Annotated in this window: 17 protein-coding genes; 13 read left to right on the top strand and 4 right to left on the bottom strand. The window is 44.8% G+C overall.

Going from position 1 to position 13,603, the window contains the following annotated elements:
- The first annotated feature begins 44 nt into the window (after positions 1-44).
- Positions 45-1,922 carry an argininosuccinate lyase gene (argH, locus tag OV592_RS18965; RefSeq protein WP_016403487.1) on the top strand — a complete coding sequence of 626 codons (1,878 nt, stop codon included), beginning with the start codon at positions 45-47 and terminating at the stop codon, positions 1,920-1,922.
- Positions 1,923-1,989: 67 nt separating this feature from the next.
- Here the strand turns inward: argH and OV592_RS18960 are convergent, their stop codons facing one another.
- From OV592_RS18960 to OV592_RS18945, 4 genes are all read right to left on the bottom strand, one after another.
- Positions 1,990-2,883 carry an endonuclease/exonuclease/phosphatase family protein gene (locus OV592_RS18960; RefSeq protein ID WP_406609651.1) on the bottom strand — a complete coding sequence of 298 codons (894 nt, stop codon included), beginning with the start codon at positions 2,881-2,883 and terminating at the stop codon, positions 1,990-1,992.
- Between the two features lie 2 nt (positions 2,884-2,885).
- On the bottom strand, positions 2,886-3,284 hold the full coding sequence (locus tag OV592_RS18955; protein WP_338622338.1) for an MmcQ/YjbR family DNA-binding protein: 399 nt from the start codon (positions 3,282-3,284) through the stop codon (positions 2,886-2,888).
- A 212-nt stretch (positions 3,285-3,496) separates the two neighbouring features.
- Positions 3,497-3,994: a response regulator gene (locus OV592_RS18950; RefSeq protein ID WP_406609650.1), complete on the bottom strand. Its 498-nt coding sequence runs from the start codon at positions 3,992-3,994 to the stop codon at positions 3,497-3,499.
- A gap of 19 nt (positions 3,995-4,013) precedes the next feature.
- Positions 4,014-5,876, bottom strand: coding sequence for an ATP-binding protein (locus OV592_RS18945; protein WP_406609649.1), 1,863 nt, complete (start codon positions 5,874-5,876; stop codon positions 4,014-4,016).
- A gap of 354 nt (positions 5,877-6,230) precedes the next feature.
- On the opposite strand from OV592_RS18945, the gene rpsJ reads away from it, so the two are divergent.
- The 12 genes from rpsJ to OV592_RS18885 all read left to right on the top strand — a co-directional run bounded on the left by rpsJ (position 6,231) and on the right by OV592_RS18885 (position 13,558).
- On the top strand, positions 6,231-6,542 hold the full coding sequence (rpsJ, locus tag OV592_RS18940; protein WP_014290685.1) for a 30S ribosomal protein S10: 312 nt from the start codon (positions 6,231-6,233) through the stop codon (positions 6,540-6,542).
- A 31-nt stretch (positions 6,543-6,573) separates the two neighbouring features.
- The gene (rplC, locus tag OV592_RS18935) at positions 6,574-7,209 is read left to right on the top strand and encodes a 50S ribosomal protein L3 (RefSeq protein WP_016403494.1); all 636 of its coding nucleotides are present in this window, start codon (positions 6,574-6,576) and stop codon (positions 7,207-7,209) included.
- Positions 7,210-7,224: 15 nt separating this feature from the next.
- On the top strand, positions 7,225-7,830 hold the full coding sequence (gene rplD / locus OV592_RS18930) for a 50S ribosomal protein L4 (protein WP_016403495.1): 606 nt from the start codon (positions 7,225-7,227) through the stop codon (positions 7,828-7,830).
- Positions 7,827-8,129: a 50S ribosomal protein L23 gene (gene rplW, locus OV592_RS18925; RefSeq protein WP_016403496.1), complete on the top strand. Its 303-nt coding sequence runs from the start codon at positions 7,827-7,829 to the stop codon at positions 8,127-8,129. The genes rplD and rplW overlap by 4 nt, the downstream gene beginning before the upstream one ends.
- A 12-nt stretch (positions 8,130-8,141) precedes the next feature.
- Positions 8,142-8,972 (top strand): 50S ribosomal protein L2, encoded by an 831-nt coding sequence (gene rplB / locus OV592_RS18920; RefSeq protein WP_016403497.1) that lies wholly within the window; start codon positions 8,142-8,144, stop codon positions 8,970-8,972.
- Between the two features lie 11 nt (positions 8,973-8,983).
- A complete protein-coding gene (gene rpsS, locus OV592_RS18915; RefSeq protein ID WP_026959667.1) occupies positions 8,984-9,262 on the top strand; it encodes a 30S ribosomal protein S19 in 279 nt (92 codons plus the stop codon).
- 11 nt (positions 9,263-9,273) lie between these two features.
- Complete coding sequence (gene rplV, locus OV592_RS18910) at positions 9,274-9,606, top strand: 50S ribosomal protein L22 (RefSeq protein WP_016403499.1); 333 nt, start codon at positions 9,274-9,276, stop codon at positions 9,604-9,606.
- Between the two features lie 10 nt (positions 9,607-9,616).
- Positions 9,617-10,315 (top strand): 30S ribosomal protein S3, encoded by a 699-nt coding sequence (rpsC, locus tag OV592_RS18905; RefSeq protein ID WP_016403500.1) that lies wholly within the window; start codon positions 9,617-9,619, stop codon positions 10,313-10,315.
- Between the two features lie 11 nt (positions 10,316-10,326).
- A complete protein-coding gene (gene rplP, locus OV592_RS18900; RefSeq protein ID WP_016403501.1) occupies positions 10,327-10,737 on the top strand; it encodes a 50S ribosomal protein L16 in 411 nt (136 codons plus the stop codon).
- Positions 10,737-10,928 (top strand): 50S ribosomal protein L29, encoded by a 192-nt coding sequence (rpmC, locus tag OV592_RS18895; protein ID WP_016403502.1) that lies wholly within the window; start codon positions 10,737-10,739, stop codon positions 10,926-10,928. The genes rplP and rpmC overlap by 1 nt, the downstream gene beginning before the upstream one ends.
- Entirely contained in the window at positions 10,928-11,173 is a 246-nt protein-coding gene (rpsQ, locus tag OV592_RS18890; RefSeq protein WP_016403503.1) for a 30S ribosomal protein S17, read from the top strand. Before rpmC ends, rpsQ begins: the two co-directional genes overlap by 1 nt.
- 180 nt (positions 11,174-11,353) lie before the next feature.
- On the top strand, positions 11,354-13,558 hold the full coding sequence (locus tag OV592_RS18885; protein WP_016403504.1) for a polysaccharide biosynthesis tyrosine autokinase: 2,205 nt from the start codon (positions 11,354-11,356) through the stop codon (positions 13,556-13,558).
- Positions 13,559-13,603: the final 45 nt, after the last annotated feature.

Genomic DNA, 13,603 nt, shown 5'->3' with positions numbered 1-13,603 from the left:
GGCAAGTTGCTCTGAGGTCTTTGCAATAATAAATGGAGAGTAAAATGGCATTGTGGGGTGGGCGTTTTAGCCAAGCTGCAGATACCAGGTTTAAGCAGTTCAACGATTCTTTACGTTTTGATTACCGTTTAGCGGAACAGGACATAACGGGTTCTATTGCCTGGTCTAAGGCCTTATTAAGTGTTGGCGTTCTCACACAAGATGAGCAAAGCAAACTTGAAGACGCGTTATTAGATTTAGGTAAGCAAGTCGCCGAAAACCCACAGCAAATTTTGGGTAGCGATGCCGAAGATATTCACTCTTGGGTTGAGATTCAACTGATCCAACGGGTGGGTGATTTAGGTAAAAAGCTACATACAGGCCGCAGTCGTAATGACCAAGTTGCTACCGATTTAAAATTGTGGTGTAAAAGCCAAGGGGTTGAACTTCTTGAGCATTTAGACAAGCTGCAACAAAAACTGGTTAAATTTGCGCGCCAGCAGCAAGACACCGTTCTGCCAGGTTACACTCACTTACAACGTGCCCAGCCGGTGACTTTTTCTCACTGGGCAATGGCCTATGTAGAAATGTTTGAACGTGATTACTCACGTTTGCAAGATGCACTGAGCAGGGTAGATGTTTGTCCGCTTGGTTGTGGTGCGCTTGCCGGTACTGCTTACCCAATGGATCGCCAACAAATTGCTAAAGATTTAGGCTTTCGCCGTGCGACACGCAATAGCCTAGATTCGGTATCGGATCGCGACCATGTGGTTGAGCTTATTTCTACTGCATCTATTAGCATGATTCACCTAAGCCGCATGGCTGAAGACTTAATCTTCTATAACTCAGGTGAGTCTGCCTTCCTCGATTTGTCAGACCAAGTGACTTCTGGCTCGTCATTAATGCCACAAAAGAAAAACCCCGATGCGCTAGAGCTTATTCGTGGTAAAGCCGGTCGAGTTTACGGCTCTTTGTCTGGCATTATGATGACCTTAAAAGCATTGCCTTTGGCTTACAACAAAGACATGCAGGAAGACAAAGAAGGTTTGTTCGACGCGCTAGATACATGGGGCGACTGCTTAGCTATGGCAGAGCTCGTGCTTGATGATATGAACGTGCACGAAGAAACCACTACCGAAGCTGCCAAAGGTGGTTATTCAAACGCAACAGAGCTTGCCGACTACCTTGTGGCTAAAGGCATCCCATTCCGTGAAGCTCACCATATTGTGGGTATTGCGGTAGTGAAAGCCATTGAAAAAGGTGTGCCTCTAGAAGAGCTAAGCTTGGCTGAGTTTAAAGAGCTAGCACCAGAGATTGAAGACGACGTTTATCCAAACTTATCGCTAGAGTCCACTCTTGCGAAGCGCCAAGCTCTAGGTGGTGTAGCGCCCGAGCAAGTTGAACATGCTCTAACCGAAGCAGAAGTACGTTTATCTAAGCGTAACGTAAAAGGTTTGTACGTACGCTCTGCCCGCATGACCGATTTAGACAACATCGAAGAGATGGTCAACTACTGGTCACAAGCCGGTGAAAACTTGCCACGTCCTCGTCCGGAGCTAGTTCAAGCAATTGGTGATTTCACGGTTAGTGAGCAAGCTGGCAAAGTTACCGGCTGTGCATCGCTTTACCTTTACGACACAGGTTTAGCTGAGATTCGCTCATTGGGTGTAAATCCAGGCTCACAGCGTGTTGGTCAAGGTCGTGCAATGGTGCAGCACTTAATGAAGAAAGCCAAGAAAATGGAAATCGAGAAGGTATTTGTACTAACTCGAGTGCCAGAATTCTTCATGAAGTTAGGTTTTAGCCCAACCTCTAAAAATATGCTGCCAGAGAAAGTGATGAAAGATTGTGATATTTGTCCTCGCCAGCATGCCTGTGATGAAGTTGCTTTAGAGTTCATCATTGATAACAGCACACTTATTCATAAGCAAAACGTGGCTTAACAGTCATCGTTTGTGTTGCTAAAGCCTCGCATCGCGAGGCTTTTTTTATTGCCGTTTCTATTGTCGTTTAGTGTGTCGGAATTTGAATCAGGCTAATTACAGGGCGATGGTCAGATAAGCTATCTGGCCCAACTTGGTAGTCAATAAAACTCAGGTCTTTAGAAAGAAAAATCCAATCTAAGCGTTTGCTTTTATAGCTGGCCAAGGCTTTGTTGCCCAGCTCAAATGCTCGGTAAGGACTATGCTGAAGAAAGTGGTTTACTTCATCTGGCTCGTCTAGCTGCCCCTCACTATTAAAGTCGCCCATGATAATGGTGTGATTTACCGTATCTTTTAGTTGTTTATTGAGTTGTTCAAGTTGTTGCTGGCGAATACTGGCGCGAGAAAAATCTAGGTGCACAGAAACTACATCAAGGCTCTGCTCAGAGTTAAGCCTTATGCGTGCATGGGTAAAGCCTTTACTGGTAGTGGGCGGGCTAGGTGCAAAGTTAATCGCAAGCGCTTCACTAATAGGATATTTGGAAAGAATGGCGGTGCCATAGCTGGCCAACTTACTGCTGCTGTGAATGCTATGTGCATACCAGCGATAGCCAGCATGTTGAGCGAGGTAAGCAACATGGTCAAAGCCACCAGACCAAGATGAACTTGCGTCTGCTTCTTGTAAAGCCACAATGTCGATATTTTGTTGTTGTAAGTAAGTGGCTATGTCTAACAAATTCTTTTTGGTGGTATCGCCGTTCACCAGCAGCTGGTTAAGTGCATGTTTACGCCCATGGGCAAGGTTTAGCGTAGCGACTTTAAGTTGTGGTAAAGGTGTGGTGCTCACATCAGGATGTGGCCAGTAAGCGATTTTTAGAGGAACTGAGCTGGCAGTATTATTACCATTACTCGAGCATGCAGATAAAGCCGGAATCAGGCCAATTAGCACTAGCTTAAAGGCTAACCTTAACGGCTGAGTCAAGATTAGCTTATGCCTAGCAGTTGTTGCTGAGCCTGTTTGTTCATGCCTTTAACCACCAACTCAAACGAGTTATCAATTAAGCGCAAGGCTTCTTGTTCGGCATCACTTCCATCAAAATAAAGAGTTAGCCAATGGCGTTTATTCATATGGTAGCCACGGGTGATGGCGGGATAAATATCGGTCAGCGCATCGATTTGCTCGGGTTGGCATTTCAAGTTCATATTCATTACGCCGTCTTTCCAACCTACTAGAGCAAACATTTTCCCGCGAACTTTAAATACCGGCACATCGGGGGCAAAGGGCAAATCTTGGGTCACCTCAGGTTTGCCCATTAAATACGCTTTTAGTTGTTCGTAATCCATAACTTTGCCTAATACCAATCGTACTAAGTAACTGTTCATTCTATCTGGTTAAAATACTGGATAACTGCGTTAGAATTTTTGATTGTAGAATAACTACTTATCGAAAAATCTTGCCTTATTCTCGAGTATTTTTCCTGCGTTATTTTTAATCACTTACCTAGCGTGATTGGTATAACTCTAGAATCCTGCTTTTATAATAAGGCTATTAAACAAATTTTTCTAAGCAGCAAGCATTCTCTACTGACATTTTGTTAATTACCTAGGTCTAGGCGGTGTTGGTTCATATGACTAAAGATCCGCTCTCCGTCTAGTACCTGAGCATAGGGCATAGGGTTGTCGCAATACTCAATAACAAAATCGGTTAGCTTTTCTTTAATGATGTTAAGCAGTTGCTCTTCTGACCATGGCTTAGCGAGATAGTAATTTAGTCCACCTCGATTAATCGCTTCTATGGTGTCGTGCAGACCAGCCTGCCCAGTTAATAGGATTTTTTTAGCTGATTCACTGGTGCTAGCGTGGTTGAGGTCGATGAGAAAATCGATGCCTAACTCATCGGGCATGATGTGGTCGGCAAGAATTAAGGCTAGCTTGCCGCCTTGCGCTTCAAAGTCTTTAATTACTTGGCGTGCTTCCGCAACGCTTTCAGCGCCATCTATAGTAAATGGTGGGCTTAAAGGGGCTATATCGTTAAGAACGCTATCCAATACTTCGCGTTCATCATCAACACACAAAATCAGTAGTTGTTCCATGGTGCGACTCCTCTAAGTCCTATTGTTGGTTTAATGGTAAGGTAATAATGAAACGGGTAAATTGTCCTAGCTCAGATTCCACTTCGATTCTGCCTAAATGTTGTGCAACTATTTGTTGGCAAACGGTTAAGCCTATACCAAGGCCAAAATTACCTTCTCGTTTGGTGGTGAAATTTAGCTGGAAAATCTTCTCAATAATCTCGGGCTTTATACCGGGGCCGGTGTCTTCTATAACAATTGAAAGATAGCTAGGTGAAGCTTCTACATATTGACTACTAATACTTAGCTTGCCACGACTCTCCATGGCATCTAAAGCGTTAGCGATGAGGTTAGTCCAAACTTGCTGTAAGGCGATTGGGTGACAACGATAAACTGGCAGTAAACCGTAGTTACACTCTACTTCGAAGCCGCGTAATCGGTTTTCTAAGATCACTAGCGTTTCGGCAATGCCTTCATTTAGGTCGGCTAGTACCGGTTGCTCAGGGTCTTGCCCTGCGTAGTGTTTTAGGCCTTTAACTAGCTCTGCGATACGTGCCGCGCAGACTTGAATATTGCGTAAAAAATTACCAATCTGATGGAAGCTAGATAAGGCGTTTATTAATTCCACGTTATCGGAAGTGCTTGCACACTGTAAATACTGTTGCCTAAGGTCTGGTCTATCTAAGCCTATGCTGACAGCCTTTCTGGCGGTTATGGCGTCACCAAATAAGTCGATTGAGTTATTGCTACGCTGACGAATCTCGCTAGTAGACATGGGGGTTAGGGTAAAAGCGGCTTCGAGCAGCTGTTGTCCCAATGTTTGCTGTGCATCACTAAGCGGGCTGTTAAGTACCTTAGGCAATTGCTTTGCGATAGTGTCACTGCCGCGGGTAATGGCGGCAACAGGATTATTTAGTTCGTGAGCAATGCCAGAGATGAGCTGACCGAGCACTGCCATCTTCTCCTTTTCGATGAGCTGTTTGTGGGCAGAATCTAAAGAGTTGAGCGTGCTTTGTAAGGTAAGTTTGGTATGAATACTTTTTTGTAGGCGCCGATTAAAATGCCGCAACAACAAGTTGGTAAACAAAGGCAATAAGTGGCTGCTAGAATCCAATACCTTGGCAAACGTGACCCTATCTAACTTAATCACATCGGTTTGCATGGTGGTCACTGCGCTAGTAAAACCGAGTTCGCCAGTTACAAAGGACATACCTCCTACCAATGAGCCAGCCTGCATGCGGGCAACTTCTAAGGTTTGTTGGTCTTGCTGTTTCTTTAAAACCACTTCTCCTTTGGCGATAAACCATAAAAACTGATTGGCCTTTCCTTCTTGGGTAAGTAAATGGTTGGCACTGTAAGTTCGGCACAAGTGGTCTTCATCGTTATCCTTAAAAAAGGCATACAGCGCCGAAATAACTTGGTCGGATAACTCTTGGTCGCTAAGCGCGGTGTAATCAAAAAAGTTAGCGCGAAACTGAGCTACATGCTCGGCCAATTGTTTTTCTAACCAACGTTGCTGCTGGTGATGTTCGGCAATTGGCCAATGCAATCTTAGCTGCTCAATCAACTCACTGTCAGAGTCTTCTGGAGACAGGATATGCATTGGCGTGAACTGATTCACTAGCTCGCATAATTGGTTAGCGCTAGGTAGCTTGTCGGCATAAAACAGCACATTAGCCGTTTCTGTTGTAGGCAGACTGAGCAAATGCCTTAGGCTGGCTTTGTTTTCAGGGCTTTGCAGTAAGGCGATATCTACAACGACCAGCGCAAGTTGGTGCTCTGAGAGTTGTTGGGAATTAGGAAAGGTTTTAGTTTGCCAGTAGATCCAGGGAGCATCTTCATGCTCCAGCTGCTTTGGCCAAAGGTGTTGGCTAACAATCAGTAAGCTATGTTGGGTATTCATACTAGCTCTATTCAATGCTTGTTGTTGAATATTATAGGCTTACAACTATTAAGGTTTTGCGAGCTGCTTAAAGATTCCCGCTGTTGTATGAAGGTGATTTGGTTAGCGATTGAACAAAATTTGTAGATTGGCTTGTTTTTTAACAGTGCTTGAGTATAATACCGCGGCTCACTAAATTAGTGGCTGAGTTGTTTCGGCAATTCATCAGTTAACTGGTTAAACGGTTAACTACTAACAGTGCTTCCGATTTGGAAGCAAACGTTACTCGTCGCATGCACTACCATCCCCAGATATTGGAATCGGATGTCGTTGGTGTGTGTTAGGTTCTTTTATTTTTTATTTGGAGCTCTGTCAATGCAGAACCAAAGAATTCGAATCCGCTTGAAAGCATTTGATCACCGTCTGATCGATCAATCTACTGCGGAAATCGTAGAAACTGCCAAACGCACTGGCGCTCAGGTTCGTGGTCCTATTCCACTACCTACTCGTAAAGAGCGTTACACCGTACTAGTATCTCCGCACGTTAACAAAGACGCGCGTGATCAGTATGAAATTCGCACCCACAAACGTCTTGTAGACATCGTTGAGCCAACTGATAAAACAGTTGACGCTTTGATGCGCCTTGACCTTGCTGCTGGTGTAGATGTGCAAATCAGCTTGGGCTAAGCCTGAGTCTGTTTAATAAGAGGTTTTTACAATGATTGGTCTAATCGGTCGTAAAGTTGGAATGACTCGCATCTTCACTGAAGATGGCGCTTCTATTCCAGTTACCGTAATCGAATGTGAGCCAAACCGCGTTACTCGTGTTATCACTGAGGACAGCGACGGTTACCGCGCTCTGCAAGTGACCACCGGCGCTAAAAAAGCAAGTCGTGTTAGCAAACCAGAAGCGGGTCAATTCGCTAAAGCTGGTGTTGACGCGGGTCGCGGCCTGTGGGAATTCCGTCTAGCAGACGGTGAAGGCGAAGAAGTTAACGTAGCTGATGAGCTAAAAGTTGACTTGTTCAATGAAGTTAAAAAAGTAGACGTTACTGGTACTTCTAAAGGTAAAGGTTTCCAAGGCGGTGTTAAACGCTGGAACTTCGCTACCCAAGATTTTACTCACGGTAACTCTTTGAGCCACCGTGCTCCTGGTTCTATTGGTCAAAACCAAAGCCCAGGTAAAGTATTCAAGGGCAAGAAGATGGCCGGACATATGGGTGCTGAGCGTGTAACTACGCAAAACCTAGATGTTGTACGTGTTGATGTTGAACGTAACCTAATTTTGGTTAAAGGTGCCGTACCTGGCGCTACCAATGGTGACGTGATCATTAAACCTGCTGTTAAAGCGTAACGTTAGGAGATAGTAATGGAATTGGTATTGAAAGACGCGCAAAGCGCTCTTGAAGTTTCCGAAACTACCTTCGGACGTGACTTTAACGAAGCGTTGATTCACCAGGTAGTAACTGCATATGCTGCAGGTTCTCGCCAGGGTTCACGCGCTCAGAAAACACGTTCTGAAGTATCAGGTGGTGGTAAGAAACCATGGCGTCAGAAAGGTACAGGCCGAGCTCGTGCCGGTACTATTCGTAGCCCAATTTGGCGTAGCGGCGGGGTAACCTTTGCAGCTAAGCCACAAGATCACAGCCAAAAAGTTAACAAGAAAATGTACCGCGGCGCAATCCGCAGCATCTTGTCTGAACTTGTTCGTCAAGAACGTTTGATTGTGGTTGAAAAATTTGCTGTTGAAGCGCCAAAAACTAAAGAATTAGTTGCTAAGTTGAAAGACTTCGATCTTAACGATGTTTTAATCGTTACTCCTGAAGTTGACGAAAACTTATTCTTGGCCGCACGTAACCTATATAAAGTAGACGTACGTGACGTAGCTGGTATTGACCCAGTTAGCTTGATTGCCTTTGATAAAGTGTTGGTAACTGCTGATGCAGTTAAACAAATTGAGGAGTGGTTAGCATGATCAGCGAAGAACGTTTGTTGAAAGTTCTAGTAGCTCCACATATCTCTGAAAAGAGCACTATGTCTGCTGAAGCCGATAACACTATCGTATTCAAAGTAGTGAAAACCGCTACTAAAGCAGAAATCAAAGCTGCAGTTGAAAAACTATTCGAAGTTGAAGTGACTGGTGTTACTACCTTGAACCAAAAAGGTAAAACTAAGCGTCACGGAGCACGTTTTGGTCGCCGCAACGACGTGAAGAAAGCGTATGTAACCTTAGCTGAAGGTGCAGACATCGACTTCACCGGTGCCGCAGAGTAAGGAGTATCTTAAATGGCTATTGTAAAATGTAAGCCTACATCTGCTGGTCGTCGCCACGTTGTTAAAGTGGTTAACCAAGACCTGCACAAAGGCAAGCCTTACGCTCCTTTATTGGAAAGTAAGTCTAAGTCTGGTGGTCGTAACAACCGCGGTGTAATTACCGTTCGTCATATCGGTGGTGGTCATAAGCAACACTACCGCATGATCGACTTCAAACGTAATGACAAAGACGGCATCCCTGCGAAAGTAGAGCGTCTAGAATACGATCCAAACCGCAGCGCAAACATTGCACTTGTATTGTTTGCTGACGGTGAGCGTCGTTACATTTTAGCACCTAAAGGTGTTAAAGCAGGCACTCCGCTAATGACTGGTGTTGATGCACCAATCGAAGCAGGTAACTGTTTGCCAATGCGCAACATGCCAGTAGGTTCTACTGTGCACGCGATTGAAATGAAGCCTGGTAAAGGTGCCCAAATGGCACGTTCTGCTGGTGCTTACGCTCAAATCGTAGCGCGTGATGGTGCATACGTAACTCTACGTCTACGTAGCGGTGAAATGCGTAAAGTTTTATCTGATTGTCGCGCTACATTGGGCGAAGTTGGTAACGCTGAGCATATGCTACGTAAACTTGGTAAAGCTGGTGCAACGCGCTGGCGTGGTGTTCGTCCTACCGTTCGCGGTGTGGTAATGAACCCAGTTGATCACCCACACGGTGGTGGTGAAGGTCGTACTTCTGGTGGCCGTCATCCAGTTACTCCATGGGGTGTTCCAACCAAAGGTTACAAAACTCGTAAAAACAAGAGTACGGATCAATATATCGTACGCCGTCGTTCTAAGAAATAAGGGGAATCGCCATGCCACGTTCTCTCAAGAAGGGTCCATTCATTGACCTACACTTGTTGAAGAAGGTAGAGAAAGCGGTGGAAAGCGGGGACAAGAAACCATTGAAAACTTGGTCTCGTCGCTCAATGATCATTCCACAAATGATCGGTTTGACCATCGCTGTCCATAATGGTCGTCAGCACGTTCCAGTATTTGTTACCGATGAAATGATCGGTCATAAACTGGGTGAATTTGCGCCAACTCGTACTTATCGCGGCCACGCTGCTGATAAGAAAGCGAAGAAGAAGTAGGAGTCTAAATAATGGAAGCTTTAGCTAAACATCGTTTTGCTCGTGGTTCTGCGCAAAAAGCTCGCCTGGTTGCAGATCAAGTACGTGGTCTACCAGTTGAAAAAGCACTTGTTACGTTGCAATTCAGCAGCAAAAAAGCAGCAGGACTTGTTAAGAAAGTTCTAGAATCTGCCATTGCTAACGCTGAGCACAACGAAGGTGCTGATATTGATGAGTTGAAAATCACCAAAATCTTCGTAGATGATGGTCCAACTCTAAAGCGTATTCGTCCTCGTGCTAAAGGCCGAGCCGACCGTATTATCAAGCGTACCAGCCACATCACTGTGGTTGTGTCTGATAACTAGGAGATAAGCAATGGGTCAGAAAGTACATCCTAATGGTATTCGCCTAGGTATCGTAAAACCATGGAATTCAACCTGGTATGCCGATAAAGGTGAATACGCAGATAACCTTTACAGCGACCACAAAGTGCGTCAATTCTTAACTAAAGAATTGAAAAGCGCTTCTGTATCTCGCATTACTATTGAACGTCCTGCTAAGAGCATTCGTGTAACTATTCACACTGCTCGCCCAGGTGTTGTAATTGGTAAGAAAGGTGAAGATGTTGAAAAACTTCGCAAGAACGTAGCTAAATTAGCTGGCGTACCTGCGCAAATCAATATCTCAGAAGTTCGTAAGCCTGAGTTAGACGCTAAATTAGTAGCAGACTCTATCTCTAGCCAGCTAGAGCGTCGTGTTATGTTCCGTCGTGCTATGAAGCGCGCAGTACAAAACGCAATGCGCCTAGGCGCTAAAGGTATCAAGGTTCAAGTTAGTGGTCGTTTAGGCGGTGCAGAAATTGCTCGTGCTGAATGGTACCGTGAAGGTCGTGTACCTCTACACACTTTACGTGCTGATATCGATTACTCAACTTCAGAAGCGTTGACTACTTACGGTATCATCGGCGTTAAAGTTTGGATCTTTAAAGGCGAAGTACTTGGCGGAATGCCAGTGGCTGCAGCACCTGAAGCTCCTTCTAAGCCGAAGCGCGGTAACAAGCGCAACGCTAAATAGGAGAACCGGGAATGTTACAACCAAAACGTACTAAATTCCGTAAGCAACACACTGGTCGTAACCGTGGTTTAGGCAAAGGACAAAACGTGTCTTTTGGCGACTTCGGTCTTAAAGCGACTGGTCGTGGCCGTCTTACTGCTCGTCAGATCGAAGCAGCACGTCGTGCGATGACTCGTCACATTAAACGTCAAGGTAAAATCTGGATCCGTGTATTCCCAGACAAGCCGATTACTCAGAAGCCTCTTGAGGTTCGTATGGGTAAAGGTAAAGGTAACGTGGAATACTGGGTAGCCCAAATTCAGCCAGGCAAAGTTCTGTATGAAATGGACGGCGTTTCAGAAGGTCTTGCTCGCGAAGCTTTCGAGCTTGCTGCGCGTAAGTTACCTATTAGCACCACTTTTGTAACGCGGACGGTGATGTAATGACAGCGAACGAACTTAAAGATAAAAGTGTTGAAGAGCTTAAAGCTGAGCTACTAAACCTGCTTCGTGAGCAATTCAACTTGCGTATGCAAGCAAGTACTGGCCAATTGGCTCAAACTCACTTGCTTAAAAACGTACGTCGCGATATCGCGCGTGTGAAAACAATTCTGAATCAGAAGGCAGGTGCGTAATGAGCGATATCCGTACATTGCAAGGTAAAGTAGTTAGCGACAAAATGGACAAGTCTATTGTTGTTGCTATTGAGCGTCAGGTTAAACACCCTATCTACGGGAAATACACCAAACGCACTACTAAGCTACACGCTCATGATGAAGCTAACGTTGCCGCTCAAGGCGATGTAGTTACCATCAGAGAATGTGCTCCAATCTCTAAGACTAAGTCTTGGACTTTGGTAGACGTAGTAGTTAAAGCCTAAGCTTTAAAACTATGAAAAAGGCTCCCATTGGGAGCCTTTTTTCGTTTATTAATAATAATTATATTATTATTGTTTTTTGCAGCATGAAGCATTTTTTTCACCTGCAATTCCAATATTTCCTAATTGCATCTGGCCCGCTGAGCTGGCAGTATCAGTTAGTTATAGGAAGTACATTAGGTAATGGAGTCACCGTTTAGGTTCATGGAAGAGCAGAAGTCGTCACAAAATAGAGAGAGCAAAGAAGTCGATTTACGTCATCTCTTTGTTACTTTGTGGCAAGCAAAATTAAACATTATCTTGGTTGTGATGGTCACGTTGCTGCTAAGTATGTTGTATGTAAAAGCGCTGCCTTCTTTATACCAAGCATCCTCCAAGCTAATGATCGGTTACAGCCAAACCAAAATGGTAGCTGTAGAAGATGTCTACAACTTCGATACCCAAGCTGAAGCTTACTTTAATACCGAAACAGAAATTCTCCGTTCTGAGCGTATCGCACTGGCGGTTATTCATAAGTTAGATTTACAACATCATCCTGAATTTTTACGCAAACCAATTGCCCCTTGGCGTTATTGGTGGCAGGTCATTACCCTTGGCTATAGTTCTCAATTTAGTAGCACTAACTCACCAAGTGAAGCTCAGATATTAAGGGTATTTAAAAGTCGATTATCGGTAACGCCGTTACCTAAAAGTCGTTTAGTCGAAATCAAATTTAGAAGCTGGGACAAGTTACTGGCTCAGCAAGTCTCTATTGCAGTAGCAGAAGCTTATATTGAGTATCACAGAAGCTCTAGCGAAGCGGCCACTGATCAAACTATTGGCTGGTTATTGCAAGAGCTGAATCGCTTAAAGTCAGCCCTGCAGAGCTCAGAAGTTGAACTGCAGCTGTATCGCGAGCAAGAAAACCTGGTTGATCAGGAAGGTATCTTAGGGCTTATCGGTAAAGAGCTGCAGCAACTGACAACTCAGCAACTAGAAGCTCAGCGGATTAAAAGTGAGGCCAGTGCGCTATGGAATCTTGTAAGACGCACCGCCACTGGCGATTTAAATAAACTCACCTCCCTAAGTGAGATTCAACGTGATCCTATGGTGCAAAATATTAAGCGCCGACGGATTGAGTTGGAATTAGAACAAGCCGACTTAGCTAAGCGTTATGGACCTAAACACCCTAAGCGTGTGTCCTTGACGGGAGAGATCTCAAGGGTTGAATTAGAGCTACGCAGCCAAACCGATTTTATTATCTCAGGTATCGAGAAAAGCTATCAGTCTGCTGTTGCGCGCGAAGCCGCTTTATCAGAATCTTTACGATTAGCTAAGGTGAGATATCAAGACCTTAGCCGCAAGACAACGCGTTTTAACCAACTGACTCGCGAGATAGAAAGTAATACCCGACTTTACAACACTTTCCTTGAGAAGTTTAAGGAAGCCGAAGCAGCAGAAGGATTCAACCGGGGTTATGCTCAGTTGGTTGATAGCGCACGGATCCCAGAGTCTCCAATTAAACCAAAGAAAGCAATCATCGTGATACTAGCCGGCATGCTTGCCGGTATTTTGAGTGTGGTGTTTGTATTACTTAGACAGGCTATGTCACGTACGTTCTCAACGGTTGATGAGCTGGAAAACGCTTTAAGTGTTGAAGTGATAGCTGAAGTTCCAAAAGTGAAGGTGCGCAGTAATAAATGGCTCAGACAAGGTGTTCACCCTTGGTTGGGAGAGCCACTGCGCTCGTTGCGAGCCCGTCTACAAATGCGACCAAACCGTGGCCAAGTTGTGTTGTTTACCTCTGCTTTAGAAGGTGAGGGCAAAACCAGCTTAACCATTCAAACTGCGTCGGCCTGTAGTGACGTAGAAAAGGTATTATTGATTGACGCTGATTTACGTCGCGCTTCGGTTTCTACCTACTTAAACTACTCATTGTCACAACCGGGTTTAACCCACTTACTGGCGCGCACTCATTCTGTATCGCAATGTATTCACCGTGATAACCAGTTAGGTTTTGATGTACTAACCGCAGGTTTGATTGACCGACACTCTACCTCTTTATTAGCCTCTAAAAAGTTCAAGCTGTTGCTCAAGGGCTTGCGTCAGCACTACGATCGCATTGTTATTGAAACCGGCCCATTAATGCAGGTTAGTGATGCGGTTATGGTTGCACCTTCGGTTGACGCCACGTTGTTGGTTGTACAGGCGGAACGAACCGATGGTAAATCAATCGAAAATGCATTGAATAAGTTGGCGCGGATGGATTTAGAAATATCCGGTGTTGTATTTAATAAAGTCGCCCGCAACAAACGTGCTTACGATTACGACCTACCTTCTGTTCATTTGGTTGAGCGCAGTCCTAAAGTGGTTCCTTTACGCGAAGACAAATTCCGCAAACAGGGTTAAATCCTGCCTTAAGCTGGAGAGTTATTTAGTTTTGGTATATGGTTG

This window comes from Agarivorans sp. JK6, assembly GCF_045277145.1.
GTDB lineage: Bacteria > Pseudomonadota > Gammaproteobacteria > Enterobacterales > Celerinatantimonadaceae > Agarivorans > Agarivorans albus.
This window is presented reverse-complemented; position numbering and strand designations above follow the sequence as displayed.